Source organism: Grimontia hollisae CIP 101886, assembly GCF_000176515.1.
Taxonomy (GTDB): Bacteria; Pseudomonadota; Gammaproteobacteria; order Enterobacterales; family Vibrionaceae; genus Enterovibrio; species Enterovibrio hollisae.
Window position 1 is genome coordinate 102,662 of record NZ_ADAQ01000008.1, and the last position, 25,756, is coordinate 128,417.

Consider the following 25,756-nt stretch of genomic DNA (forward strand, 5'->3'; position numbering starts at 1 on the left):
AAGTAACACAAACAAAAACCGGAGAGGACACCATGAAATTTTCAAAACGTATTGCTGTAGCAGTTATTGCTTTGCCTTTAATGATAGGTTCAGTGTCTGCGATGGCATTTGGCGGTAAACACCACGGTGATGAAAGGATGCATGGCGGTAAAGACATGATGGGTAAGCACCTGTTGCGTGGTATCGACCTCACAGACGCGCAGAAAGAAGAAATGAAAGCCCTGCGCCAGCAGAACCGGGAAGCCATGCAAGCCAACAGGGCAGAATTCCATGCTCAAATGATGGCTGAACGCCAGCAAATGCAAGCACTGATGTTGGCCGACAACTTTGATGAAGCGGCTGTCCGCGCACTGGCAGAAAAGATGGTTGACCAGCAAGTTGAGCGACGCGTCGCAATGCTGCAAAGGAAACATCAAATGCTAAGCATCCTTACCCCTGAACAAAAAGCGCAGGTAAAAGAGAACATGGCGAACATGTCAGCGCGCATGGAAAAGTGCATACAAAAGAACATGTAAGAGTATCGCGACGCCTCCAGCAACCAGTCTCCCATCAAAAACCCATGCTTTCCCTGTATCGCATGGGTTTTACCTTTCCTGCCAGTACGTTAAATCCCTCTAAAAAAACGTTATACTGCCCCCAGTGCATTTATATTGATGATGGTTATGACAGAGAAATACGCCCGACTCGTTCAGGCCGCTGCTTGGGCAGCCACCCTGACCGCCACCTTTCTCCTTTTCATGAAACTTTTCACCTGGTGGTATACTGGTTCTGTCAGCTTACTGGCATCACTGGTCGATTCTTTGATCGACCTTTTGGCCTCCGTCACCAATCTGGTGGTGGTGCGTTACGCCCTGCAACCGGCCGATGAAGAGCATAAATTCGGGCATGGGAAGGCAGAATCACTGGCCGCTCTGGCGCAGTCAGCATTTATCGTCGGTTCAGCCTGTTTCCTGTTGCTTAATGGCGTCGAACGCCTGTTTAAGCCCACAGAACTTCACCATCCGGAAGCCGGTGTCCTGATCAGTGGTATTGCGACAATCATTACCGCGGTACTGGTGTTGTTCCAAAAATGGGTGGTGCGTAAAACCGGCAGCCAGGCCATTGCTGCCGACTCACTGCATTATCAATCTGATCTATTGATGAACATCGCAATTATTGTCGCCCTCGGCCTGGCCTGGTATGGCTTTCCGGTGGCAGATGCCATTTTCGCTATCGGTATTGGGATTTTTATTCTGGTCAGTGCCTTTAAAATGGCGTATGACGCGGTACAGTCACTGCTTGACCGTCAGCTTCCAATCGACGATCAGGAGAAAATTTACACACTGGCCTCCACAGTCCCCGGTGTAGAAGGGGTACATGACTTGCGCACCCGTCAGGCAGGGGCAACCCGCTTTATCCAGCTTCACCTTGAACTTGATGACAACCTGAAGCTCGTTGACGCCCACAGAATTGCAGACGCGGTGGAAGACCGCTTAGAAATCGCCTATCCGGGCGCAGATATCCTGATTCACCAGGATCCGGTCTCAATCGTAGGAAAATCTCCCCGAGAGCAAATTTAATACACGCGAGAACACGATTATTTGCAACGGTTACTGATATTTATCAACGAAAAATGTTATCTAAACTGTAATAGTCTTTCATAAGTAAGAAAGTTACAGTTTCAAACGGTGTGTCGGCAAGCTAAACTGGCACATCTCGAATGTTGAGGCAAACCCGCGTTACCCGCTAAGACTTTCACTGCAAAGCAGGGGTGGGATGACTGCGCCAACACAGAGTATATGGATTTGAAATTTCAATTCCCAAAGTCAGAGGGTAACCATGGTTAGTAAAATTGGTGTTTTGACCAGTGGCGGTGACGCCCCAGGTATGAATGCAGCGATTCGTGGCGTTGTTCGTGCCGGACTGAGCGAAGGTCTGGATGTTTACGGTATCTACGATGGCTATCAAGGCCTGCACCAGAATCGCATTGAGAAACTGAACCGCACCAGCGTGTCAGACATTATCAACAAAGGCGGCACCTTTTTGGGTTCAGCGCGTTTCCCTGAATTCAAAGAAGAAAAGGTGCGCCAGCAAGCCATCCAGAACCTGAAGATGCACGGCATCGATGCTCTAGTTGTGATCGGTGGTGACGGTTCATACATGGGCGCGAAGAAGCTGACCGAGATGGGCTTCCCATGTATCGGTCTGCCGGGGACCATCGACAACGATATCCCAGGTACTGATTACACCATTGGTTACCTGACAGCACTGAATACGGTTGTTGAAGCCATTGACCGCCTGCGCGATACCTCCTCTTCCCATCAGCGTATCTCTATCGTCGAAGTGATGGGCCGCCATTGTGGCGACCTGACCCTGGCAGCATCTATTGCTGGTGGGTGTGAATATCTTATCACTCCGGAAACTGGCTTGGATAAAGAAAACCTGCTGGCGAAGATCAAAGAAGGCATCTATAAAGGCAAGAAACACGCGATCATTGCTATCACTGAGCTGATGACCGATACCAACGAACTGGCGAAATACATTGAAGCCGAAACGGGCCGTGAAACCCGTGCCACCATTCTCGGTCATATCCAGCGCGGCGGCCAACCACGTGCATTCGACCGTATTCTGGCGTCCCGTATGGGCGCATATGCGGTAGAACTGCTGATCAATGGTGAAGGTGGCCGTTGTGTGGGTGTCCAGAATGATAACTTGGTTCATCATGACATCGCTGATGCCATCGACAACATGCGCCGCCCATTCCGTAAAGATTTATACGAAGTCGCGGCCAAACTGTTCTAAATGAGCCACTGGCGGTAAAAAACGGAGCACTTGAGCTCCGTTTTTTGTGCCTGTCACTTTTGTGCATAACACAGTTGGCGATTAAATGCCGTCGCCTTCGCTAAACGTCTGGCTGCATTTAAACTTCTGATCCATATCCAAAGACGGCTTATCACTGCTCGGCGCACCAACAATTTTCGCCGGTACACCAGCGGCCGTCGTATGTGGCGGTACGTTGATCAGCACAACAGAGCAGGCTGCCACTTTCGCCCCTTCCCCCACTTCAATGTTACCGAGGATTTTCGCGCCTGCGCCAATCATGACACCCGAGCGGATTTTCGGGTGACGATCGCCCGACTCTTTACCGGTACCACCCAGAGTCACATCCTGAAGGATAGAAACATCATCTTCGATCACCGCGGTTTCACCAACGACGATGCCAGTGGCATGGTCAAACATGATGCCTCGGCCAATGGTCGCTGCCGGGTGCACATCGACCTGACAGGCAACAGATATCTGGTTTTGCAGGTAGACAGCCAACTCACGGCGGCCTTGGCGCCATAACCAGTTTGCCACACGGAATCCCTGGAGTGCATGGAAGCCTTTCAGGTACAGCAAGGGCGTAGAGTAAAGTTCAACCGCGGGATCACGCTCGACTGTGGCGCAAATATCACACGCTGCCGATTCCACAATACACCTATCACCGGCATACGCTTCCTCTATCACTTCACGCACCGCCATCGCGGGCATGCTGGGCGTTGCCAGTTTGTTGGCGAGAATATAACTCAGTGCACCACCCAGTGAATCATGTTTGATGATCGTGGCATGGAAAAAGCTTGCGAGCATGGGTTCACGCTCAGAGTGTTCTTTGGCTTCCCGCTTAATGGCTTGCCAGACTTTTTCCTGCTGGCACGTTTTATCGCGGCCTTCACCGCACATCCTTTGCATTCTGATACCCATATCTTCTGTCATAACATTGCGTTCGCCCACCTCTTTATCCATGAGGTGTTGCGATGAAACTTAACCTAAGTGTGACATAGAACGCCAAACAACCCAAGGCAATGGCTTCGCCAAACGGATGGAATGGCCTTCCGTCCCTGGTTTGTCGCAAATTAAAAACGCGAGACCTTCGCCCCGCGTTTTATAGACCCGACCAAACGGAGAAATCATTCAGACGTGCGTTGACGTGCCAGCAAATCCTGCGCTGCTTGACGGGCATCTTTCCCCTCATACAACACCTGGTAAATCTGCTCAACAATCGGCATTTCAACGCCAGTGCGTTTTGCCAGTGCCCGGACTTCCTTGGTATTACGGTAGCCTTCCACCACCTGGCCAATGTCATCCTGCGCTTCATTCACACCTTTACCCTGCCCCAACGCCAGACCAAAACGACGATTGCGGGATTGGTTATCGGTACAGGTCAGCACCAGATCACCCAGTCCTGCCATGCCCATAAAGGTTTCACGTTCTGCGCCCAGCGCTACGCCAAGGCGTGTCAGCTCAGCCAGTCCACGGGTAATCAGTGCTGTCCGGGCGTTGGCACCGAAGCCAATGCCATCAGACATCCCCGCGCCAATTGCAATCACGTTTTTCACTGCACCGCCAAGCTGGATGCCAATAAAGTCACTGTTGGCATACACACGGAACGTGCGGGTACAGTGGATTTTCTCCTGAAGATCAGCAAGAAATTCTGCATCTGGCGACGCGACTGAAATCGCGGTTGGCATGCCCGCTGCCAGCTCTTTTGCAAACGTTGGGCCGGACAATACTGCCAGCGGCACGTTTTTACCGAGTTGCTCCCGTGCCACATCTTGCAGCAAGCGGCCGGTTTCTGGCTCCAGCCCCTTAGTGGCCCAACAGACCCGCTGGTCATCCCGAAGGAAAGGCTTTACCTGTGACAATACCTGACCAAAAACATGGCTGGGCACCACCACCAGAATGTCCCGGCTGGCCTGAATAGCCTGTTCGAGATCCGCGCTCAGGATCAGGGAATCGGGAAAGGTGACACCCGGCAGAAACGCTTCATTTGCGCGATCAATGTCGAGCTGCGCTATGTGCTCAGGTTCATGTCCCCACAGCACCACATTGGCCCCGTTACGGGCCAGTGAGATAGCCAGTGACGTCCCGTATGAGCCTGCACCCAATACGGTCATAGCCACATTGGCGTTAGCGATATCTGTCATCAGTGTCAACCTTACTTCTTACGCGTCAGCGCCGTCTTTCGTTTGCGCTTGTTGGTTTTGCAGGTAGTTCATGAACAGTGCGTCAAAGTTAACTGGCGCCAGGTTCAACTGTGGGAACGTACCTTTCACCACCAGGCTAGAAATGGTTTCACGTGCGTATGGGAACAGGATATTCGGACAGAATGCCCCCAGGCAGTGTGCCAGTTGCGGCGCTTCCATCCCGTCGACAGTGAAGATACCGCCTTGTTGCACCTCACACAGGAAAGCATTTTCTTTGCCGTTTTTCACGGTGACAGTCAAACGCAGAACCACTTCGTAAACGCCTTCACCCAGCTCGCGGCTTTGGGTGTCCAGGTCTAGGTTTACATCTGGGTTCCACTCTTGCTGAAACACTTCTGGAGAGTTCGGCGCTTCGAAAGAGACATCTTTCAGAAAGATGCGTTGAATCGCGAAATTTTGTTGCGGTTGTTGGTTGGTTGCTGCTTCAGCCATAGTGATAAATCCTTGTTATTTGGACAAATGCTTTCGCGCATTTTAAAACGTGTCAGGCAGCCCTGTGGGCTGCCCTGAAAATCGTGATACCGCCAGCCGTTATTTTTTCTTCTTGCTGCGGATCAGTGGCAGGTTTGCCTCATTCCACGAGATCAGGCCGTCTTTCAGAACATTGACGTTCTCGTAGCCCGCTTTTGCCAGTGCATTGGCACTTTCAATCGCGGTTTGACCCGTCTTACACACCAAGATAATGGGGTCAGACTTATGTTTTTCAATCTCAGCGGCATTATTGGCTTTGATGTCTTTCGCCAAAACGTGAAGTGCGCCCGCAATATGGCCACTGCGGTAGTCGTCGCGGCTACGAATATCGACAAACACGCCATTTTCACGGTTTACCAGCACGGTGGCTTCGTTGGGAGTGATGGTTTTATACGGTGCAGTTTTCTGCTTGATGACTGACAGGATCAGCGCAACAATCAGACCAACCCACACCAGGGACAAGATCAAATTGGCTTGTACAAATTCAATAAACTGCTGCATGGCTCGCTTCTACTAAGTGTCGGCACAAAAAAACGACCCCGAGTATACCCTTCAAACCGCTCAAATACAGCATAGGCTTGGATTTCCATCCCCCTGCTCACTGGCAATCAAGGCAAAAAACTTGAAACGGATCACGTTCACCCCAATATCTGTCTGGCAGGAAGACGCCATTACTGGTCCTGACGGCGCAGTTAACACGCCATCGATGCATCTAACCGGCTGATTTGTTTACTTACTACAGAAACCTCGTCGGTATTCGTCAACATCAAGAACTGCTCGAAAAGGTAAGACAATCCCTTACGCCAGCAATGACCGGGCCAGGCATCCTCCGTGACAGTATTTTTTAAGTGTTAGCAAAAAAGTTTGCCTACTGCTTAACCACTAAAATGTAGTAAAGTTACGCTAATTCACGAAATTTGAAATCGACATAAAGAGGGCACCGTATGTCTGCTAAGAAGCCTTTGGCACTTGTTATTCTGGACGGATGGGGTTATCGCGAAGACAGTAATGACAACGCGATTGCAAACGCAAAAACACCGATTCTTGATGGCTTGATGGCGGGCACCAGCACCCTGATCTCTGCATCAGGCATGGATGTTGGTTTACCAGAGGGGCAAATGGGTAACTCAGAAGTGGGACACGTGAATATCGGCGCTGGCCGTATTGTGTACCAGGATCTGACCCGTATCACCAAAGCCATTCAGGATGGCGAATTCTTCAACAACCCAGTACTGACCGGCGCAATCGACAAAGCAGCGAAGGCAGGCAAATCTGTGCACATCATGGGTCTGATGTCACCAGGTGGTGTTCATAGCCACGAAGATCATATTGCAGCTGCGGTTGAAATGGCCGTTCAGCGTGGCGCTGAAAACGTCTACCTGCACTGCTTCCTGGATGGCCGTGACACGCCACCACGCAGCGCCAAAGCCTCTCTGGAACGTTTCGATGCGCTGTTTGCGAAGCTCGGTAAAGGCCGCACGGCGTCTATCATCGGCCGTTACTTTGCGATGGATCGTGACAATAACTGGGACCGCGTCGAAAAAGCCTATGATCTGTTGGTTGAAGCAAAAGGTGAGTTTACCTATGGTTCGGCAGTAGAAGCGCTGGAAGCGGCGTATGCCCGCGACGAAAACGACGAGTTCGTAAAAGCATCTGAAATCCGTGCAGACGACCAGCCAGTTGCGGCCATCGAAGACGGCGATGCCGTTTTGTTTATGAACTTCCGCGCAGACCGTGCACGCCAAATCACCCGCGCATTCATGCCCGGTTTCGACGGTTTTGCACGCAGTAAAACCCCCGCGCTGGCAGACTTTGTGATGCTGACAGAATACGCCGCTGACATCGATACTGCCTGCGCCTATCCATCAGAAAACCTGGTGAATACGCTGGGCGAATGGCTGTCCAAGCAGGGCAAGACCCAGCTGCGTATCTCTGAAACTGAAAAATACGCACACGTTACTTTCTTCTTCAATGGCGGTGTAGAAGCCGTGTTTGAGGGTGAAGAGCGTGCACTGGTGGCCTCACCGAAAGTAGCAACTTACGACCTGCAACCGGAAATGAGCTCTGAAGAGCTGACCGATAAACTGGTTGAGGCCATTAAGAGCGGTAAGTTTGACCAGATTATCTGTAACTATCCAAACTGCGACATGGTCGGCCATACCGGTGTCTATGACGCAGCAGTGAAAGCGGTTGAAGCTATCGACCACTGCATTGGCCGCGTGGTAGAAGCCATTAAAGAGGTTGATGGCCAGTTGCTGATCACGGCTGACCACGGTAACGCCGAAATGATGGTTGACCCTGAAACAGGTGGCGTCCATACCGCGCACACCAACCTGCCAGTCCCCCTGATTTACGTGGGCAACAAAGACATTGCGCTGGTTGAAGGCGGCAAGCTGTCTGATCTGGCACCGACCATGCTGGCGTTAAGCGACATGGAAGCGCCAGCAGAAATGACCGGTAAACCGCTGTTTGTAGCCAAATAATACGCAGCAAAATCCAGTGACAGAAAACGCGCTTTCTCCGAGCGCGTTTTTTTATGCATTTTTGCCCGTCTCAATCCAATTTTTTTCTTAAAATAGAGCAAGTAAACCGGTTAATTTTTATTTTATAACTTGCGATGCTGAGACAGGCAGAATAATGCCAACACCCGATCCGCTTGATATACTGCCAGCCATGAAAAAGAAAACATTGCGCCATCTAGACTCCTTATGCGCCAGTGCCTTACGTGCTGGCGTTTTGCTGTGCCTGCTTGTTGCCCCCCTCGTGCATGCAAACGATGAACTGCTCTCTGGCATGAAAAATGAAATCTCCCGCCAGGAGCAGCAACTCAGCGCCAACGCAAAAAAGCTCAACGCGCTGCAATCGGCCCTGAAATCGCAGGAACAATCCATCGCAGCGCTCGCCAAACAGATGCGTGATGCCAATGCCAGCCTCCAATCCACCGAACAAGAGATCGCCACACTGAACCGCGAAAGCCAGCGCCTTGAACAATTGAAGCTGGGTCAGGTGGAATTACTGAAGGAATTGCTCAACAGCCAGTACCGGCAGGGGAAACATAGCGGGCTCAATGCCCTGTTAAGTGGCAAAGACACAGCCGATATGGATCGCATGACTGTCTACGCTGAACGCCTGTCAAAAGCCCGTACTGATGCCATTAACGATCTGGCAGCAACAGACACGGAACTGCAGCTCAAGCGCCACCAGCTTCAGACACAAACGGAAAAACAGAAAGCGCTGATTACCGAGCTCGCCGCAGACAAAGCCGAGCTCGAGAAAAAACAGCAGGCCCAGAAGAAAACCGCCAGTGCCATCCGTCGCCAAATCAGCAGTGACAAAGGCTACCTTGCTGAGCTTCGCAGCAATGAAAAACGCCTGAAGGCTGAGCTGGAACGCGCTGCTGAACAAGCCCGCATTGCCGCCGAGCAAGCAGCCGTCAAAATGGATGGCCTTGCGAAATACAAAGGCCGCATGCAATGGCCTGTTAAAGGCAGAATTCTTCACCGCTATGGCTCCGCCCAAACCGGGCAGCTTCACTGGAATGGTATCGTGATTGCCGCCAAAGAAGGCAGCGAAGTAAAAGCGGCGCACGACGGTACGGTTGTGCTCTCTAACTGGTTACGTGGCTATGGTCTGATGGTGGTGATTGACCATGGTAAAGGTGACATGAGCTTTTACGGCTACAACCAGGCATTACTGAAAAACGTTGGCGATACCGTGAAAGCGGGTGAGCCAATCGCCCTTGTCGGTAACAGTGGCGGACAGACTGCGTCAGCACTCTACTTTGAAATCCGCCGCAAAGGCAATGCCACCGACCCCACTCCCTGGTTGACACGTTAAAGGCCGGCGCCTGTTTCTCAGGCACTGATTCACAGGCACTTCGCCATGAAAAAAACCGCCGACGCGGTTTTTTTCATTTATAAGGCGGGTGGAAAGGCAAGGTTACTGGGTCCAGTCCAGGATAACTTTGCCTGACTGGCCGGAGCGCATCACGTCAAAGCCTTGCTGGAACTCATCCACACTGTAGTGGTGGGTAATGATTGGGCTCAAGTCCAGACCAGACTGGATAAGGCTCGCCATCTTATACCAGGTTTCAAACATCTCGCGGCCATAGATACCTTTAATCACCAGTCCTTTAAAAATGACCTGATTCCAGTCGATACCCATGTCTGAAGGTGGAATACCCAGCAATGCAATACGGCCGCCATGGTTCATGGCTTTCAGCATGCCATTGAACGCCGACGGGTTACCGGACATCTCAAGGCCGACATCGAAACCTTCACGCATGCCCAGATCGCGCATCACGTCTTCCAGCGTTTCCTCTGCCACGTTCACCGCGCGGGTCACGCCCATTTTGCGTGCCAGCGCCAGACGGTATTCGTTGACGTCAGTGATCACCACATGGCGCGCACCCACGTGCTTCGCCACAGCAGCAGCCATAATGCCGATAGGGCCTGCACCGGTAATCAGCACATCTTCACCGACCAAATCAAACGACAACGCAGTGTGAACCGCATTGCCGAATGGGTCAAAAATAGCCGCCAGATCGTCTGAAATGTCTTCCGGAATTTTGAAGGCGTTGAAAGCCGGGATCACCAGATACTCGGCAAACGCCCCTTCACGGTTGACGCCGACACCGATGGTGTTTCGGCAAAGGTGGGTGCGGCCTGCACGGCAGTTGCGGCAGTGTCCACAGGTGATATGGCCCTCACCCGACACGCGATCGCCAATGGCAAAGCCGCGCACTTCCTGACCGATACCGACCACTTCACCCACGTATTCGTGGCCGACCACCATGGGCACCGGGATGGTCTTTTGTGACCACTCATCCCAGTTGTAGATGTGCACGTCAGTACCGCAGATCGCCGTCTTACGGATTTTGATCAAAAGGTCGTTGTGCCCCAGCACAGGCAGGTCGGTTTCTGTCATCCAGATCCCCGGCTCTGCTTTCAGTTTTGCCAGCGCTTTCATTTTGTTCGTCATTGTCACTTACCCAATCAGACCCATTTCTTTGCCGACTTTGATAAAGGCATCGATAGCCTTGTCCAGTTGCTCACGGCTGTGCGCGGCAGACATTTGTGTGCGGATACGAGCCTGGCCTTTCGGTACCACAGGGAAGGAGAAACCCACCACATAGATGCCTTCTTTCATCATGCGTTCAGCAAATTCACCCGCTACTTTTGCATCACCCAGCATCACCGGGATAATGGCATGGTCAGCCCCTGCCAGCGTGAAACCTGCTTCACTCATGCGGGCACGGAAATGGTTGGCGTTGTCCCACAGTTTTTCACGCAGGTCACCGCTTTCTGCCAAAAGATCGATAACACGGATAGAGGCAGCCACAATCGCCGGTGCCAGTGAGTTGGAAAACAGGTACGGACGCGAGCGCTGGCGCAGCCAGTCGATCACTTCTTTTTTACCCGACGTGTAGCCGCCCGATGCGCCGCCCATGGCTTTACCCAGCGTGCCGGTGATGATGTCAATACGGTCAATCACATCATGATATTCGTGGGTGCCGCGGCCGTTTGCACCCATAAAGCCGACGGCGTGTGAGTCATCTACCATCACCAGTGCACCATATTTTTCCGCCAGATCGCAGATAGCCGGCAGGTTCGCAACCACACCGTCCATCGAGAACACACCGTCTGTCACAATCAAGGTGTGGCGCGCCCCTTTTTCTTTCGCCGCAATCAGTTGTTGCTCCAGCTCTTCCATGTTGTTGTTGGCGTAGCGAAAGCGCATCGCTTTACACAGGCGTACACCGTCGATGATAGACGCATGGTTCAGCGCATCAGAAATGATCGCGTCTTCTGCATCAAGAAGGGTTTCGAACAGGCCAGCGTTGGCGTCGAAGCAGGAAGAGTAAAGGATGGTGTCTTCCATACCGAGGAAGGCGGACAGTTTCTCTTCCAGCACCTTGTGTGCATCCTGGGTGCCGCAGATAAAACGCACGGAGGCCATGCCAAAACCATGCTCATCCATACCGGCTTTTGCCGCTTCAATCAGCGCAGGGTGGTTAGCCAGGCCCAGATAGTTGTTGGCACAGAAGTTCAACACGTCTTCACCGGATGTCACCGAGATATTGGCCTTTTGGGCTGAGGTGATCACGCGTTCATCTTTATACAGGCCTTCAGCTTTGACGTCTTCAAGCTGCTGGCGGATTTGCTGATAAAAAGCGGCAGTCATCGCTTACTCCATCAATGGAAACTGGAACGGGTTGATATCAATATGTTTATTCCATCACATTAAGCCAAAGCGTCTAAATAACCCCTAGCTTTCAGGATGACATATCAGAAAGAGTGTAGATGATAGAATTCTGGGGAAGGTTGCGTCTATCGAATTAGTACATCTAATTGTGTTTGATCACGCGGAATCTGTCGCGCTTTGGGTGGTTTCCATCTGGGCACGGTAATGTCCGATAAGCGCTGAGACCACCGCCTTGCCTTTACCGGTCGTCATGGGTGACACCATGTTGAGGATTTGAAGCACGCCCTGAAAAATCACAACCGGTGTCACCCTGGCCTGTGGCGACTGGGCGCTTTGGTAAAATATCCAGCTGGACGCAACAAGCTTGAGGGTACTACACAGTGATTGCAGGGCTTCATCATCCATATCCAGCCAACCGGTTTCACGGAACCGGCCCAGCATGGCAAAAAGATTGGCTTTCAGGGCCTGCTGAGCGTCAAGGTACTTTGTCTGCAGCTCAGCATCCCGGCTCAGGATGTCCGGCAGGTTGGCGTAGAAAAAACGGTAACGCCACATCAACTGAAACGTCGCATCAAGGTATGCAAGCAGGCGCTGCTCATCGGATTCCGCTGGCACTTCCGGCTGAAAACCGGTGGAAAGATCGCGCGCGTATTGATCGAAAATACTGTGTATAATCTCTTCTTTATTACGGAAGTGGTAATACAGGTTTCCCGGACTAATTCCCAGATCAGCCGCAATATGGTTGGTAGTCACATTCGGTTCGCCCTGCTCATTAAAGAGCGCCAACGCGGAATGAATGATGCGGTCGCGGGTTTTCATGGTTAAACTGCTATCCTCAAGCCCAGAAAGGGAAATGTTACCATACGCTCTCTCAGTTTGCTGATGGGGTGTTCTCATAATTCAGGCCGAACAGAATGTAGGTGAAGATATGATTATAGTGACTGGCGGCGCCGGCATGATCGGCAGCAATCTGGTTAAAGCGCTGAACGAAGAAGGTTATAACGACATTCTGGTGGTCGACAACCTGAAAGACGGCACCAAATTCGTAAATCTGGTTGATCTTAATATCGCAGATTACATGGACAAAGAAGATTTCATCGCCCAAATCATGGCCGGTGATGACTTTGGTCCTATCGAAGCGGTATTCCACGAAGGCGCATGTTCTGCCACCACAGAGTGGGACGGCAAGTATATGATGCTGAACAACTATGAGTATTCCAAAGAGTTGTTGCACTACTGCCTTGAACGTAACATTCCCTTCCTATACGCCTCCTCTGCCGCGACGTACGGCGGTCGTGACCATGATTTCATCGAAGAGCCCCAATACGAAGGCGCGCTTAACGTTTACGGTTACTCAAAGCAACTTTTCGACAACTATGTCCGCCGCATCTGGGCGGATGCTGAAGCCCATGGCGAAACCCTGTCTCAAATCACCGGCTTCCGCTATTTCAACGTGTATGGCCCACGTGAAGGCCACAAAGGTAGTATGGCGTCAGTAGCATTCCACCTGAACACCCAAATCAATGACGGCCAAAACCCGAAACTGTTCGAGGGCAGCGATACCTTCAAGCGTGACTTCGTGTACATCGGTGACGTGTGCAAAATGAACCTGTGGTTCTGGAAAAACGGCAAATCCGGCATTTTTAACTGCGGTACCGGTCGTGCCGAATCTTTCCGCGCAGTTGCAGATGCAGTGATCAAATACCATGGCAAAGGGGAAGTGGAAGAAATCCCATTCCCGGATCACCTGAAAGGCCGTTATCAGGCTTACACCCAGGCAGATCTCACCAAAGTACGCGCAGCTGGCTACCCGCATGAATTCAAAACCGTTGCGGAAGGCGTGGCTGAATACATGGCCATATTGAATAAGTAATTGGCGACAAACGGGCCTCGGCCCGTTTTTTCATCTTTCGTTCGACTTCCTGTAGTTTCGACTCTATGAGCCAAAATACAAAAAACAGCGCGTACCTGCCAACGTTTGAGTGGGCATTTCTACACCCCCGCTATTGGGGTACCTGGTTGGGCATTTTCTTTGCCGCCATCATGGCGTTTGTGCCATTTCGCCTGCGTGACAAGCTGGCCGAGTTTCTCGCTAAGCGCTTGGTAAAAATGAATAACCGCGCGAAGAAGCGTGCAGTGATCAACCTTCAGCACTGTTTTCCAGATAAAACCGACGAAGAGCGTTTCGCCATCCTTGAGCAAAGCTACATAAACGCAGGGTGTGTCCTGCTCGGCTTTGCCACCATCATGATGCGCAGCAAACGCTATCTGGAAAAGCGTACCCTGTTCCGCAACGAGGAAATCCTGACCGAACTGGTCGAAAAAGGGGAAAAAGTGATTCTGCTGGTCCCTCACAGCTGGGCCATTGACTATCCCGCCGTGCAGCTTGCTTCCCGCGGCTTACCCGTTGCGGCTATGGTGAAGAAGCAAAAAAATAAAGTCGCAGACTGGTTGATGAACGTCCAGCGCCTGAAATATGGCGGCCGCACCCATGAGCGTGCGGATGGCATCAAACCCTTTATCAAGTCTGTTCGTGAAGGCTATCTGGGCTACTATCTTCCTGACGAAGACCACGGCCCGGATTCCAGTGTATTCGTGCCGTTTTTTGCTACACAGAAAGCCACGCTTTCTGGCCTAGGCAAGCTCGCAACCCTAAGTCGGGCGAAAATCGTGCCGTTAATGCCGGTTTACAACCGTGCAACCGGCAATTTTGAAGTGATCGTACAGCCACCACTTGCACCGTTTCCGTCAGGCAGTGAAGAAACCGATGCCCGTATGATGAACGAGCGTATCGAGCAGTTTTTGGAAAGCGATCCCGGCCAATATATGTGGATCATGAACCTGCTGCGTTCACGTCCAGATAATACCCAGCTTTATTAAGAGGGAATAAGATGAATATATTGATGGCCCTCTCCCAACTGGAAGTCACCGGTGCCGAGGTTTATGCCACCACGGTGGGTAATACACTCACCCAACGCGGCCACAATGTCTTTTATGTGTCAGATACCCTGACAAAACCCCACGATGGCCCTTATTTTAAACTGCGTTTTAACAAGCGCAGCATCCCGCGTCGCTTCTGGCACGTGGCCTATTTGGTGTATCTCATTAAGAAACACAACATCCAAATGGTGCATGCACATTCCCGTGCTTCCAGCTGGAGCTGCCATGTCGCCTGCAAACTGACCGGCACGCCGATGGTGACAACCGTCCACGGTCGTCAGCCGGTTCATGCATCGCGTAAAAAATTCCACGCCATGGGCAACAAAGCCATGCCGGTGTGCGAAGCCATCTATCATCAACTAATTGATGATCTCAACGTGCCGCAAGAGACACTGGAAGTCAGCCGGAACGGCATTGATACCCACAGCTACCAATGGCTGGCGCCGCCTCAGAATACACGCAAAGTGATCGCCATCATCGGCCGTCTAAGTGGACCGAAAGGCGACCTTTGCTACCGGCTGCTTGAAGAATGCCTCGATCTGGATAAATACGATGTCAAAATCGTCACAGGTACTCAACCTGATGCGCGTTTTGATAAATTTAAAGCCAAAGCCGATTTCGTCGGTTATGTAGAAGATGTCCCCGCAATAATGGCGCGTGCGGATCTGGTGATTGGCGCGGGACGTGTCGCCATGGAATCACTGCTTTGTGGCCGCCCAACCATGGCCATTGGCGAAGCATTGAATATTGGCCCTGTTACCCAGGAAAATCTCCAACAGGCCATGGCGACCAACTTCGGCGACATTGGCAAAAAAGAGCTGGATATCGACTTTTCCGTCATTCCAGCACAAATTGAAGCCGCACTTTCAGCGCCGCACTGTGACCCGCAGGTGTCAGAGAAAATCAAGCAAAGCTACGATCTTCAAAACATCGTCAGCCACCTCGAAACCATTTACCAGTCGGTTTACGTCTACACCAAGCGTAAAGATATTCCGGTGTTGATGTACCACCGCTTTATCAACAGCGATGACGGGAAAGGTACCATCGGCCCTTACCTGGATATTCGGATGTTCGAAAAACACCTCAAATTGCTCAAACGACTGGGGTTTGAAACGCTGACGTTTTCTGATCTGAAAGAGCACGGAGTGATCTCCCGCCTGAAAGCCGGCAAGCGCTATTGCATCATCACCGTGGATGATGGCTTTAAAGACAACTACACCCTGATGTTGCCATTGCTGAAAAAGTACAATTTTAAAGCGGTGGTTTATGCCGTTACTGGTGTGGACTTCAATAAATGGGATGTCGAACACCCTGAGTCACCAGAAAAACGTTTTGAACTGATGACCCCTTCAGAAATAAAGGCCATGGCCGATTCAGGTTATATAGAAATAGGGGGACACACACTCACACATCCACACCTGAATACATTGAGCCGTGAAGAACAAAAAGCGGAAATCATGGAAAACAAGGCGCAGTTAGAAACCTTGTTGGGTAAAGAGTTGGTTTCATTCGCCTATCCATATGGTGACTGGAACGAGGACAGCAAAGCACTGGCTAAAGAAGCAGGCTACCAATTTGCTGTGGCGACCAACAGTGGCCCCGTCGCGTTTCATGAAGACCCGTATTTAATCCGCCGAATTGGGATATTCCCGGGGACGGATGTATTATCTTTAGCAAGGAAAATAACTGGTGGGTATTTATTTAGAAAACTCACGCCTAAAAAGAATGTCTTCACCCACCTTGTTTTTAAAGTTCGCAATAGCGTCAAAATTGCGAAAGGAAACACCATCAAGTTTGGGGTGAAAAACCGGATTCGCAAATGCACCATTGCTATTCACGGGCGTGGAAACCGGCTTATTTTTGAAGACGGAGCGAATTTGAAAGGGGTTCACATTGAACTGGATGGCAATCATTGCACCATGATCATTGGCAAACACTGTGTAATAGGTGAAGGTTGTTACTTCTCAGCACGTGAAAATAATACAACACTGCGCATAGGCGATCATTGTATGTTTTCTCGCAATGTGAAATTAATGACCAGTGATGGGCATGATATACACACTCTGGAGCAAGAAAAAAGGATCAACTCGGCCAAGAATATCACTATCGGCAACCGTGTTTGGCTTGCCGACAGTGCTGTGGTACTCAAAGGTTGTACCATCGGTGATGGTGCGGTGGTAGGAATCAATGCAGTTGTCACAAAAAATGTGCCTAACAACAGCATTGCAGCCGGTAATCCAGCCAAAGTGATCAAAAACAACATTCGCTGGAATGAAGAGTTAACTTACTAACGACAACGATGTCGGCATTCCTCACCGGTATGAGGATAAGGAATGCATGACATTGTTTCGTGAAAGAAGTTGTCAATAAAGACAGATATTCCCAAGTGTCGAACCCAAAGCACGGTTCAAGTGACGCATTGATATCACTTTTTTTCAATATTTTTCCTTGGTTTTTCTCATTCATTCAGCACTAATTTGGGCTATTTAGCCTGCTTTTTAGCGTTTTCCCTAGCCTCCTCATGGGCTAACAAAAACAAACCCGATCCCGTATCTAAAAAGACAGGAGGATAAATGAACATATTGATTATTGGTCCGTCTTGGGTTGGAGATATGGTCATGTCTCAAAGCCTCTACAAAAGACTGAAAGAAAAACATCCCAGTGCACAAATTGATGTACTTGCCCCTGCATGGTGCAAGCCGATTTTAGAAAGGATGCCAGAAGTAAGCACGGCCATTGAAATGCCGGTTGGCCATGGTGAACTTAACCTGTCTACCCGTTGGAAGCTGGGTAAATCATTGCGCCAGAACGGTTATTCCCATGCATTTATCCTCCCGAATTCGGCAAAATCGGCACTCATTCCTTTTTTCGCCAAGATCCCGAAACGCACAGGTTGGAAAGGGGAAATGCGTTATGGACTGCTTAATGATCTTCGCCCTGATCGCAATGTTTTTCAGTACATGGTCGAACGGTACGTTGCATTAGCCCACGACAAAGAGCAAATGTTAGCGGAAGTCTCTATTGATAGCCTCCCTTTCCCTTCGCTAACCGTTGACCCAGAAAATCAGGCGAGCTGTTTTTCAAGGTTCGGCATTTGCGCCGACAATCAACTGGTTGGCCTATGCCCAGGCGCTGAGTTTGGCCCCGCGAAACGCTGGCCAGAAGAACATTACTCAGCATTAGCTCAACAACTGATTGAACGAGGCAATCAGATCTGTCTGTTTGGGGGCGAAAAAGACAGGGTTGTTGCACAAAACATTATCGACAACCTTCCCCGCGCCTCTCAAACGCAGTGTTACAACTTAGCGGGAAAAACATCGCTCGTCGATGCGGTAGACATGCTCGCAGCCTGCCATACTGTGTTTTCTAACGATTCCGGTTTGATGCATGTGGCTGCAGCGGTTGGCGCTCACATCGTCGCGATTTATGGTTCGAGCTCACCAAAGTATACGCCGCCACTATCAACATCCGTGGCGACAGTGAACACGGATATTGAATGTCGCCCTTGTTTTAAAAGAGAGTGTCCTTATGGGCATTTAAAATGCTTAAAAGACTTACATCCATCAACCGTTTTGGCGTCCTACAGCAGAATGGAAAATAGCCCCTAGCGTAGGACAAACGAAAAAACATATATAACAAACTGTTATGAGAATTATTATTGTCAGCCTTAAACATTCATTGGAAAGACGAAAGAAAATAGAAAAAACGCTTAGTGCATTAAAGCTGCCATTCTGTTTTTTTGATGCTGTAGACGGTAAAAATGAACACCATAAAATTTTTGACCACTACAACAACAAAAAACGCGTTTTTATTAAAGGGTATCCTTTAAAACCTGGTGAACTTGGCTGCTTTGCCAGCCATTACAGCCTATGGGAAAGATGCGTTGAGTTAAATGAGCCGCTATTAGTGCTTGAAGATGATATTGAGCTAGAGGATGACTTCCTCAATGTCTACAAAAAAATGCATTTGCTTGCAGAAAGTATCCCATACTTTAGAATAGGCCGTGTCCTTGATGCAAAATATAAAATATTTAAGCAAATAGATGATTGCCATGATCTCGTTCTGTATACAAAACCAGTGAGAAGTACTCAAGGTTATATGATTACTCCAGAAGCAGCGAAAAAATTTATCGATGCCGCTTATAACTGGTATGAACCGGTTGATGATTTCATGGAAAAAGAATGGCTGCATGGTGTTTTAAATTTTGGCATTGAACCTCCTTTGATTCGTCATGATTTTAATATTCATTCTGAAATTGGGGAAAGAGCCAAACCCTATATTCCACTGAACGTTAGAGTAATCAGAGAACTGTATCGAAGCTATGAATCGATAAGGAAGCTGTGTTACAGCTTTTATAAAATGAGAAAAGTTAATTTAACGACATAAGGCTAAGTCATGAAAAAGATCATTGCATACCTTCTTGGCTTGCCCAAGTCCATTTATGTTAATTTTTCTCTTTGCACCTTTAAAGATGCGATAAGGCTTCCTATTATCGTTTCCAGGCGAGTGAAATGTATCTCTCTATCGGGATCAGCCTCGTTTGAAAAAATAAGGCCAGGTATAGTACGAATTGGATTCGGCAGCGTAGAAACTGTTGATGACAAACATGAAAGAACCCTGCTTTTTATAAAAGGAAAAGTGCATTTTAAAGGAAAAGCAAAAATTGGCAAAGGGTCAAGAATTTCGGTGGTAGGGAAAACAACCTTTGGGAATAATTTTCATATTTCAGCTGATGCAAAGATCATATGCAGGCATGAAATTGAGTTTGGCGAAAATATTTTAATATCATGGGAAACACTGATCACGGATACGGATCATCACATTGTTACTGATTTTACTGGCAATATATTAAATAAAAACAAACCTGTCATCATTGGAAAAAATTCATGGATTGGTGCCAGATCGACCATACTCAAAGGGGTAAATCTCCCTCAAGGAACCATTTTAGGTTCTAACAGTGTTGTCACCAAAACAATAGACACTGAGCACTGTTGCATCGCAGGAAACCCAGCCAAAATAATTAGAAAGAATGTAAAGTGGAAAGAATGAAAGTCATCTATGTTATCAGTGATATATCCACTACAGGTGGTAGAGAAAGAATAACATTAGAAAAAGTAAAAGCATTTGAAAAATATGGTATTACCGCGCATATCATTTCACATAAAATATCAAATAAAGAAGCAATCACCCATTATTTTAGCGATAAAGTAATAGACTTAGGCATCAATGACTTTAACAATAAGCTATTGAATAAGCTGATAAAACGTCCTTTTAGAAAAATACTGTTCAAGCATAAAATAAAACATCACTTAAAGAAATTATCGCCTGACATCATCATTTCTCTGGGTGATGCGTACTCAGATAAACTAAAAAATATCTATCCTTCTTGTCAGCATATTACTGAAGTACATGGCAGTTATGATTTGTTCTTTGACACCTCCAAAAAGTCAAGAAAAAAAACAAGAATAGCGAAAGTAAAAAAATTTTGGCATAATGTCTCTCAAAATAACCACATGGTTATTTTGTCTGAGGTTGATGCTGAAAAATGGCAATTCCCTTCTATCTCTATCATTCCAAACTTTATTGAACACAGATCATTATATGAGAAAGACAAACAAAAGCGCTTCATTTTTGCCGGACGACTGTCTCCAGAAAAAGGCCTTGATTTACTGATAGAAACATGGCGAAACATTCAACGTAAAGGATTCCAAATAGAACTCGATATTTTTGGCGAAGGTATGGATTTATTACCTATCATAAAACAGTATGGTTTAGAAAATATGATCAGCGTACATCCATTCGATCCCCATATTATCGAAAGATACCAATCTTATTTGGGATGCATCATGCCATCTCGATCTGAAGGTTTTGGTATGGTTGCCTTGGAAAGTATTCATCAAGGTACCCCGGTAATAGCGTTTAATATTGAGTCAGGCCTCAGAGACATTGTCAAACACAACAGGAGCGGTTTACTTGCAGCCCCTTTTGATACCGAGGAAATGGCTGAGCACATTATCTCTCTGTACGACAATGACGAACTCGCAAAATCACTCTCAGATGGCGCAAGAAAGCACTCTATGTCTTTTACTGAAGAGAGCATTCTCCCCAAGTGGATGGCATTATTTGAGAACCTGGTGAACCAGACGTGACAGATTAACCGCCGACAGTGTCCGCAAAATCTGTACAAAGTTCGAACTGGTGCCGACATATTACGATAGTATCATTAGATACTAAGCGGTCTGCAATATTCCCAGCAGGGCAGCACTGCGCAATGATTAAGTCAAAAACCTGTTACCTATGAAAAATGATATCGCATCTCCGGTGATTTCCATCATTTGTCCCTGCTATAACGAGCAGGAAGTACTGGAAACCTTCACCACGACTATCACCGGTATTCTGACCGATACCGGCTTTAGCTATGAACTGTTGTTCATCAATGATGGCAGTAAAGACAATACCCTCGCGGTACTCAATAAGCTGGCAGAGGGTTGCAACCATGTCCGTGTGGTCAATTTATCACGCAACTTTGGCAAAGAGGCGGCATTGACCGCAGGTTTAGATCTTGCCCGGGGGGAAGTGGTCATTCCGATTGATGCGGATCTACAGGATCCGCCAGAGCTCATTCATGATTTTCTGCGCGAGTGGCAAAAGGGCTATGACGTGGTCGTCGCCAAACGCATCGACCGCAGCAGTGATACCTGGGCGAAAAAAATCACCGCTAATCTGTTTTATAAGTTCCATAATAAAATTGCGAAAATTGAGATACCCGATAACGTTGGTGACTTCCGCCTTATTACCCGTCGCGTGGTCAACGCCATCCGTTTACTTCCAGAAAATCAACGTTTTATGAAAGGAATTTTCTCTTGGGTAGGCTTTAATACCGCCGTCGTCGAGTACGTGCGACAGCCAAGGGCTGCTGGTCAAACCAGCTTCAATGGCTGGAAATTATGGAATTTCGCGTTAGACGGGATCACCAGCTTCAGTACCGCGCCTTTACGTGTCTGGTTGTATCTCGGCATTCTGTTTTCCGTCATCGCCTTTGCCTATGGCAGTATGATTGTTATCAAAACCTTAATTTTTGGTGTTGATTTACCGGGTTATGCCTCAATGCTGACCGCGGTGCTATTCTTCGGCGGCATTCAGCTGATTGGCCTTGGGGTGATGGGAGAATACCTCGGCAGGCTTTATATGGAATCAAAACGTCGCCCGACGTACATCGTCGAAAGCGACACGTATACGAAAAGCGACAACACGCCGTGAATCTGATCGATAACCTACTGGCACACCGTATTGTGCGCTTTGCAATGACCGGCGGGCTCGCTACTCTGACCCATATTGCTGTTGCTTTTACCTTGCTGCATTTTTTTTCTACCCGTGTGTTTTATGCCAACCTCGCCGGGTTTGCCTGTGCGTTTGGTTTGTCATATTTGATGCAGTCTCTGTTTGTTTTTCGCAGCACTTTGTCGCTGAAAAACCTGGTGCGGTTTTTCACTGTGCAGTTTTCAGCCTTACTGATTTCACAGCTGCTCAGTGAACAACTTCAAGAGACCAACAGTTACCTTCGGGTTTTACTCGTGGTGTTTATGATCCCCTTGGTCACTTACCTGATCCACCGTATTTGGACCTACAATCAACCCTCTACTTCTAAAGAATAATGTTCGGATAACCCAATGAATGTAAATCCGCTAAACCGATATGCGCCTTGGTTACTTGGCACAGGCTTTATACTTGGACTGGCTATGGCACTGCTGTATGCCAGCAACCAAATCTTGACTGGCGACCAAACACAGATGCTGCACAAAGGCTACTTGGGTGCCTATCAGGATATCTGGCTCGCCTTTGGTAATGCTGCCAGTGCAGTGGGTAATGTACCGGGTTCACTTTCTGCCTGGTTGGTGGGTGGCCCACTTCTGTTATGGGACAACCCCTGGGCACCGATGTTGGTGATCGTTACCTTGCGCATTGTTTCTTTCTTTCTTTTTGATGCCGTGATCAACGCTGTTTTCAGCCAGCCCGTGCGCATTTTCTTTATGGTGGCGTATTGGCTGAACCCTTGGTTGCTATACGACAGCACCATCTACAACCCCGCGTATCTTTGCTTTTTCACCGCACTGCATTTCTGGTCGGCGTTCAAACTGCGCGACACACCGTCCTTCTGGTACAGTTTTCTTCACGTGCTTGCCATTGGTGGAGCCATGCAACTGCATTACTCCTGGCCAGTACTGGCGGTGATCTCCTGTTACCTGCTGTACCGTAAAATGGCACACCCCAACTGGGCCGGCGTATTTGCTGCCGGTGCGGTGATTCTGGTCTCGCTGATCCCCTATTTTCAAGAATATATGACCAATGAAAGCATCAGCCGCGAAAGCGACCGCTACATTGGCTACGGCGCGGTGCATGTTTATCCGGTGTTGAAGGCTGTGTTGTACTGGCTTCGCTACAGTTCAGCTCTGTTCTCGAACCGCATTATCACTGATGTTACGTTCGACTGGGTCACCACCATTAGCTGGTTGCAAATGGCGCTGCAGTATTTGTGGCAAGCGGTGTTGTATGTCGTCGGTGCTGCGACTGTGGTGCTAACAGCACGCGTAAACTGGCGTATGTGGAAAACCATCAAGCCGACAGTCAAACGCGGTACTGCGATTGAGGATGATAAACAATGGCTGTTGCTGTTTGCTGTAGCCACCGTCATTGCCATCATCATTAACGCCATGTTGTCACCAATCACCTTCTCATACTGGCACCTGATCCTGACCTTCCCGCTGGCGCTGATCCCACTACTGGTCGCTGCCGAATCCTGGGCACAAACCATGCCGGAGCGTTTCACCAAGGGCGTGCTTGCTCTGGGTGTTTTCTTTCTGGTGGTCAATCTGGTTGCCGCCCACGGCAGCAACAAGTACTCCTATAACGTCGACTATGTGGAACAAGTTCAGCAATACCTGGTTGAGCAAGGTCTGACCCACTGATTCAGCACAGGGCCCGAAAGGGCCCTTTTGTTGTACACTAGCGCAGGTTTTACTGATAAGGCTTGATTGTGCGTATTCTCTACACCCTATTACTGGCGCTGGCGGCCCCTTTTCTTTTACTGGGCCTGTACCGGACAAAAGACAATAAACCCAAGGTAGGTAAACGCTGGGTTGAGCATTTTGGCCGCACACCTGCCCTTAAAGGCGACAATCCGATTTGGGTGCACGCGGTGTCTGTGGGCGAAGTGATTGCAGCCAAGCCTGTGATTGAGGCGCTGAAAAAGCGCTATCCCGACATTGCTGTGCTGGTGACCACCACCACAGCCACAGGCGCTGATATCGCGTCCAAAATAGAAGGTATCGAACACAGGTACATGCCGATTGACTTTGGTTTTGCGGTGCGTGGTTTCCTAAAAAACACCCATCCCAGGCTCATGCTTATCATGGAAACCGAGCTGTGGCCCAATACCCTTACTGCGGTAAAAAAGGCTGGTATTCCGATCATTGTGATGAACGCGCGCCTGTCAGAAAAATCCAAACGGGGGTATCAGCGCATTAAACCGCTTTTCAGCCTGTTGTCACGCAATATCAGTCACATTCTCTGCCAGTTTGACGATGATGCCCGCCGTTTCCTCGAACTTGGCGTAGCAAAGGAAAACGTCTCTGTCTCCGGCTCGATGAAGTTTGATCTCCCCAAATTCGATATCGACTCACCGGCAGTGACTGCACTTATCAGGCAAGTGACTGGCCGCCCTGTCTGGATCGCGGCCAGTACCCACCCCGGCGAGGACGAAATTGTGCTGGCTGCCCATAAAATCATCACTGAGATCGCCCCAGATGCGCTGCTGATTTTAGTGCCCCGCCACCCGGAACGTTTTGGGGAGGTGGCCAGCCTTATCGAATCCCGTGGTTTTGTACTGGCAAGGCGCAGCCTGGGGCAAACTATCGGTCCAGACACCCGTGTGTACCTTGGTGACACCATGGGCGAGATGATGAATTTACTGGCGGTCAGCGATGTTACCTTGATGGCAGGCAGTTTGATCGGAGAAAAGGTCGGTGGGCACAATTTGCTTGAGCCGGCTTCACTGGCAAAGCCACTTATCACAGGTCCCAGCTACTTCAATTTTCAGGTCATTGCCGAACAACTGATTGAAAGCGGCGCCTGCACCGTCTGTGACAACAGTCATCACATCGCGCAGCAGGTTATCTCACTGTTCAAGGATGAAGAAAAGAGGCGAAAAGCCGGCGAGGCAGCGCTTGGGGTGGTGGATAAAAACCGTGGCGCGGTCAAAAAAACGCTCGATGCCCTTGCTCCCTGGCTGGGATAAATAGCTCTGAATAGACAGCTCACCGGTTACATAGCACGCTGGATAACCGATTAACCCTGGTAACCTTTGAGCAGGCATTGCCAGTCAGATGCCTGCCAATGGATCTGGCGCTTGCCAACCTCTTTTCGAAATGATCGCTGCAAACGGCTCAAGTTTGCCGCTTTCCAACTGTCTCCCGAACGGCGGCCACACTTATCAAAATCAATCAGCCAAAACGCACCCTGACCATCAAGCAAAATATTGTGGATGTTGAGGTCGGTGTGGCAAACCCCGGCATCATGAAGCTGCCTGACGAGCCTGCCGATATGCTGGTAGCACGCTTCTGTGAGTGGCTTTTCCATTAATACATCCACCAGATCACGGGCCCCGTGCACTTTTTCAACCAGAATATCCGCGCGGTAGGTAAGACCCTCTTTCATCGCACGGGCAGCCAGTGGACGCGGGACGGGAATGCCTTTCTCACGAAGGTAATGGAGAAGACGAAATTCCGCCGCAGAGCGGGTGCGCTCCCAGCCAGTGAAAAAGTAACTGTCGCTCACTACGTTGCCGAACAGGCCTCCCCGACGGTAATGACGAAGTGCAGCAGGCACCGATTCGGTTTGAACGAACCAGGTTGTCCCCCGTCCAGTTGCTGAACCCAGCACGGCATTCTTAGCCTGCCAATGTGCAATGTCGAAGCTCTCAAGCACCTCTTCCGCTGCAATTAACGCATCATCAAACCAGACCCGGGTATTATTCTCAGCCAACACTTTCACAGGCACTCCCATTAATCGGCCCATTCTCGTCAAAGGCATTTTACATTGCAGATCGGCAACTGCATAATTTCAGGCAAGACAACCACAAA

The 25,756-nt window shown here is 49.3% G+C and carries 24 protein-coding genes and 1 pseudogene; 17 read left to right on the top strand and 8 right to left on the bottom strand.

The annotated features are described in order from the left end of the window. The first annotated feature begins 32 nt into the window (after nt 1-32). The 3 genes from VHA_RS02360 (at nt 33) to pfkA (ending at nt 2,781) form a co-directional block, all read left to right on the top strand. A complete protein-coding gene (locus VHA_RS02360; RefSeq protein WP_005501447.1) occupies nt 33-515 on the top strand; it encodes a CpxP family protein in 483 nt (160 codons plus the stop codon). Between the two features lie 147 nt (nt 516-662). Then, nucleotides 663-1,559 (top strand): CDF family cation-efflux transporter FieF, encoded by an 897-nt coding sequence (gene fieF / locus VHA_RS02365; RefSeq protein ID WP_040528038.1) that lies wholly within the window; start codon nt 663-665, stop codon nt 1,557-1,559. Nucleotides 1,560-1,818: 259 nt separating this feature from the next. After that, the gene (gene pfkA, locus VHA_RS02370; protein ID WP_005501449.1) at nt 1,819-2,781 is read left to right on the top strand and encodes a 6-phosphofructokinase; all 963 of its coding nucleotides are present in this window, start codon (nt 1,819-1,821) and stop codon (nt 2,779-2,781) included. Nucleotides 2,782-2,862: 81 nt separating this feature from the next. Here pfkA and cysE read toward each other — a convergent pair whose 3' ends face one another. The 4 genes from cysE to VHA_RS02390 form a co-directional block, all read right to left on the bottom strand. Further along, entirely contained in the window at nt 2,863-3,708 is an 846-nt protein-coding gene (cysE, locus tag VHA_RS02375) for a serine O-acetyltransferase (RefSeq protein WP_040528079.1), read from the bottom strand. 218 nt (nt 3,709-3,926) lie between these two features. Next, nucleotides 3,927-4,943: an NAD(P)H-dependent glycerol-3-phosphate dehydrogenase gene (gpsA, locus tag VHA_RS02380; RefSeq protein ID WP_005501453.1), complete on the bottom strand. Its 1,017-nt coding sequence runs from the start codon at nt 4,941-4,943 to the stop codon at nt 3,927-3,929. Nucleotides 4,944-4,961: 18 nt separating this feature from the next. Then, on the bottom strand, nt 4,962-5,435 hold the full coding sequence (gene secB / locus VHA_RS02385) for a protein-export chaperone SecB (protein WP_005501455.1): 474 nt from the start codon (nt 5,433-5,435) through the stop codon (nt 4,962-4,964). Between the two features lie 99 nt (nt 5,436-5,534). After that, on the bottom strand, nt 5,535-5,975 hold the full coding sequence (locus VHA_RS02390; protein ID WP_005501457.1) for a rhodanese-like domain-containing protein: 441 nt from the start codon (nt 5,973-5,975) through the stop codon (nt 5,535-5,537). Nucleotides 5,976-6,418: 443 nt separating this feature from the next. Here VHA_RS02390 and gpmM point away from each other — a divergent pair, with 443 nt between their 5' ends. Together gpmM and VHA_RS02400 are read left to right on the top strand one after the other, a co-directional pair. Continuing rightward, nucleotides 6,419-7,957, top strand: a complete 1,539-nt coding sequence (gpmM, locus tag VHA_RS02395) for a 2,3-bisphosphoglycerate-independent phosphoglycerate mutase (RefSeq protein ID WP_005501461.1) — start codon at nt 6,419-6,421, stop codon at nt 7,955-7,957. 190 nt (nt 7,958-8,147) lie between these two features. Then, nucleotides 8,148-9,311, top strand: a complete 1,164-nt coding sequence (locus VHA_RS02400; protein ID WP_050778523.1) for a peptidoglycan DD-metalloendopeptidase family protein — start codon at nt 8,148-8,150, stop codon at nt 9,309-9,311. Nucleotides 9,312-9,413: 102 nt separating this feature from the next. Here VHA_RS02400 and tdh read toward each other — a convergent pair whose 3' ends face one another. From tdh to VHA_RS02415, 3 genes are all read right to left on the bottom strand, one after another. Then, a complete protein-coding gene (gene tdh, locus VHA_RS02405; RefSeq protein ID WP_005501465.1) occupies nt 9,414-10,454 on the bottom strand; it encodes an L-threonine 3-dehydrogenase in 1,041 nt (346 codons plus the stop codon). 6 nt (nt 10,455-10,460) lie between these two features. Next, a complete protein-coding gene (locus tag VHA_RS02410) occupies nt 10,461-11,657 on the bottom strand; it encodes a glycine C-acetyltransferase (RefSeq protein ID WP_005501467.1) in 1,197 nt (398 codons plus the stop codon). A gap of 177 nt (nt 11,658-11,834) precedes the next feature. Further along, nucleotides 11,835-12,497 carry a TetR/AcrR family transcriptional regulator gene (locus VHA_RS02415; RefSeq protein WP_005501468.1) on the bottom strand — a complete coding sequence of 221 codons (663 nt, stop codon included), beginning with the start codon at nt 12,495-12,497 and terminating at the stop codon, nt 11,835-11,837. Between the two features lie 109 nt (nt 12,498-12,606). On the opposite strand from VHA_RS02415, the gene rfaD reads away from it, so the two are divergent. The 12 genes and pseudogenes from rfaD to waaA all read left to right on the top strand — a co-directional run bounded on the left by rfaD (nt 12,607) and on the right by waaA (nt 24,912). After that, nucleotides 12,607-13,551 (top strand): ADP-glyceromanno-heptose 6-epimerase, encoded by a 945-nt coding sequence (rfaD, locus tag VHA_RS02420; RefSeq protein ID WP_005501470.1) that lies wholly within the window; start codon nt 12,607-12,609, stop codon nt 13,549-13,551. A 65-nt stretch (nt 13,552-13,616) separates the two neighbouring features. Continuing rightward, the gene (gene lpxM / locus VHA_RS02425; protein WP_005501472.1) at nt 13,617-14,558 is read left to right on the top strand and encodes a lauroyl-Kdo(2)-lipid IV(A) myristoyltransferase; all 942 of its coding nucleotides are present in this window, start codon (nt 13,617-13,619) and stop codon (nt 14,556-14,558) included. An 11-nt stretch (nt 14,559-14,569) separates the two neighbouring features. Beyond that, nucleotides 14,570-16,330 (top strand): annotated as a pseudogene (locus VHA_RS02430) (bifunctional glycosyltransferase family 4 protein/polysaccharide deacetylase); the annotation flags it as partial. Between the two features lie 57 nt (nt 16,331-16,387). Continuing rightward, nucleotides 16,388-16,909 carry an acyltransferase gene (locus VHA_RS19075; protein ID WP_226926546.1) on the top strand — a complete coding sequence of 174 codons (522 nt, stop codon included), beginning with the start codon at nt 16,388-16,390 and terminating at the stop codon, nt 16,907-16,909. A gap of 282 nt (nt 16,910-17,191) precedes the next feature. Then, complete coding sequence (waaF, locus tag VHA_RS02435; protein ID WP_005501477.1) at nt 17,192-18,226, top strand: lipopolysaccharide heptosyltransferase II; 1,035 nt, start codon at nt 17,192-17,194, stop codon at nt 18,224-18,226. 37 nt (nt 18,227-18,263) lie between these two features. Beyond that, nucleotides 18,264-19,004 carry a glycosyltransferase family 25 protein gene (locus VHA_RS02440; protein WP_005501479.1) on the top strand — a complete coding sequence of 247 codons (741 nt, stop codon included), beginning with the start codon at nt 18,264-18,266 and terminating at the stop codon, nt 19,002-19,004. Nucleotides 19,005-19,013: 9 nt separating this feature from the next. After that, nucleotides 19,014-19,667, top strand: a complete 654-nt coding sequence (locus VHA_RS02445; RefSeq protein ID WP_040528041.1) for an acyltransferase — start codon at nt 19,014-19,016, stop codon at nt 19,665-19,667. Further along, nucleotides 19,664-20,767 carry a glycosyltransferase gene (locus VHA_RS02450; RefSeq protein ID WP_005501480.1) on the top strand — a complete coding sequence of 368 codons (1,104 nt, stop codon included), beginning with the start codon at nt 19,664-19,666 and terminating at the stop codon, nt 20,765-20,767. The genes VHA_RS02445 and VHA_RS02450 overlap by 4 nt, the downstream gene beginning before the upstream one ends. Nucleotides 20,768-20,915: 148 nt before the next feature. Further along, entirely contained in the window at nt 20,916-21,878 is a 963-nt protein-coding gene (locus tag VHA_RS02455) for a glycosyltransferase (protein ID WP_005501482.1), read from the top strand. Beyond that, a complete protein-coding gene (locus tag VHA_RS02460; RefSeq protein ID WP_005501490.1) occupies nt 21,875-22,273 on the top strand; it encodes a GtrA family protein in 399 nt (132 codons plus the stop codon). Before VHA_RS02455 ends, VHA_RS02460 begins: the two co-directional genes overlap by 4 nt. A 15-nt stretch (nt 22,274-22,288) precedes the next feature. Further along, complete coding sequence (locus VHA_RS02465) at nt 22,289-23,584, top strand: hypothetical protein (RefSeq protein ID WP_005501492.1); 1,296 nt, start codon at nt 22,289-22,291, stop codon at nt 23,582-23,584. Between the two features lie 62 nt (nt 23,585-23,646). Further along, the gene (gene waaA, locus VHA_RS02470) at nt 23,647-24,912 is read left to right on the top strand and encodes a lipid IV(A) 3-deoxy-D-manno-octulosonic acid transferase (RefSeq protein WP_172465012.1); all 1,266 of its coding nucleotides are present in this window, start codon (nt 23,647-23,649) and stop codon (nt 24,910-24,912) included. Nucleotides 24,913-24,962: 50 nt separating this feature from the next. On the opposite strand, the gene VHA_RS02475 is transcribed toward waaA, so the two are convergent. After that, entirely contained in the window at nt 24,963-25,679 is a 717-nt protein-coding gene (locus VHA_RS02475) for a 3-deoxy-D-manno-octulosonic acid kinase (protein ID WP_040528043.1), read from the bottom strand. Nucleotides 25,680-25,756 lie beyond the last annotated feature (77 nt).

What these genes read in the sequence shown, in the direction of transcription:
- VHA_RS02360 (WP_005501447.1), top strand. Translation starts at nt 33, where the DNA reads ATGAAATTTTCAAAACGTATTGCTGTAGCAGTTATTGCTTTGCCTTTA.
- fieF (WP_040528038.1), top strand. Translation starts at nt 663, where the DNA reads ATGACAGAGAAATACGCCCGACTCGTTCAGGCCGCTGCTTGGGCAGCC.
- pfkA (WP_005501449.1), top strand. Translation starts at nt 1,819, where the DNA reads ATGGTTAGTAAAATTGGTGTTTTGACCAGTGGCGGTGACGCCCCAGGT.
- cysE (WP_040528079.1), bottom strand. Translation starts at nt 3,708, where the DNA reads ATGCAAAGGATGTGCGGTGAAGGCCGCGATAAAACGTGCCAGCAGGAA.
- gpsA (WP_005501453.1), bottom strand. Translation starts at nt 4,943, where the DNA reads ATGACAGATATCGCTAACGCCAATGTGGCTATGACCGTATTGGGTGCA.
- secB (WP_005501455.1), bottom strand. Translation starts at nt 5,435, where the DNA reads ATGGCTGAAGCAGCAACCAACCAACAACCGCAACAAAATTTCGCGATT.
- VHA_RS02390 (WP_005501457.1), bottom strand. Translation starts at nt 5,975, where the DNA reads ATGCAGCAGTTTATTGAATTTGTACAAGCCAATTTGATCTTGTCCCTG.
- gpmM (WP_005501461.1), top strand. Translation starts at nt 6,419, where the DNA reads ATGTCTGCTAAGAAGCCTTTGGCACTTGTTATTCTGGACGGATGGGGT.
- VHA_RS02400 (WP_050778523.1), top strand. Translation starts at nt 8,148, where the DNA reads ATGAAAAAGAAAACATTGCGCCATCTAGACTCCTTATGCGCCAGTGCC.
- tdh (WP_005501465.1), bottom strand. Translation starts at nt 10,454, where the DNA reads ATGACGAACAAAATGAAAGCGCTGGCAAAACTGAAAGCAGAGCCGGGG.
- VHA_RS02410 (WP_005501467.1), bottom strand. Translation starts at nt 11,657, where the DNA reads ATGACTGCCGCTTTTTATCAGCAAATCCGCCAGCAGCTTGAAGACGTC.
- VHA_RS02415 (WP_005501468.1), bottom strand. Translation starts at nt 12,497, where the DNA reads ATGAAAACCCGCGACCGCATCATTCATTCCGCGTTGGCGCTCTTTAAT.
- rfaD (WP_005501470.1), top strand. Translation starts at nt 12,607, where the DNA reads ATGATTATAGTGACTGGCGGCGCCGGCATGATCGGCAGCAATCTGGTT.
- lpxM (WP_005501472.1), top strand. Translation starts at nt 13,617, where the DNA reads ATGAGCCAAAATACAAAAAACAGCGCGTACCTGCCAACGTTTGAGTGG.
- waaF (WP_005501477.1), top strand. Translation starts at nt 17,192, where the DNA reads ATGAACATATTGATTATTGGTCCGTCTTGGGTTGGAGATATGGTCATG.
- VHA_RS02440 (WP_005501479.1), top strand. Translation starts at nt 18,264, where the DNA reads ATGAGAATTATTATTGTCAGCCTTAAACATTCATTGGAAAGACGAAAG.
- VHA_RS02445 (WP_040528041.1), top strand. Translation starts at nt 19,014, where the DNA reads ATGAAAAAGATCATTGCATACCTTCTTGGCTTGCCCAAGTCCATTTAT.
- VHA_RS02450 (WP_005501480.1), top strand. Translation starts at nt 19,664, where the DNA reads ATGAAAGTCATCTATGTTATCAGTGATATATCCACTACAGGTGGTAGA.
- VHA_RS02455 (WP_005501482.1), top strand. Translation starts at nt 20,916, where the DNA reads ATGAAAAATGATATCGCATCTCCGGTGATTTCCATCATTTGTCCCTGC.
- VHA_RS02465 (WP_005501492.1), top strand. Translation starts at nt 22,289, where the DNA reads ATGAATGTAAATCCGCTAAACCGATATGCGCCTTGGTTACTTGGCACA.
- VHA_RS02475 (WP_040528043.1), bottom strand. Translation starts at nt 25,679, where the DNA reads ATGGGAGTGCCTGTGAAAGTGTTGGCTGAGAATAATACCCGGGTCTGG.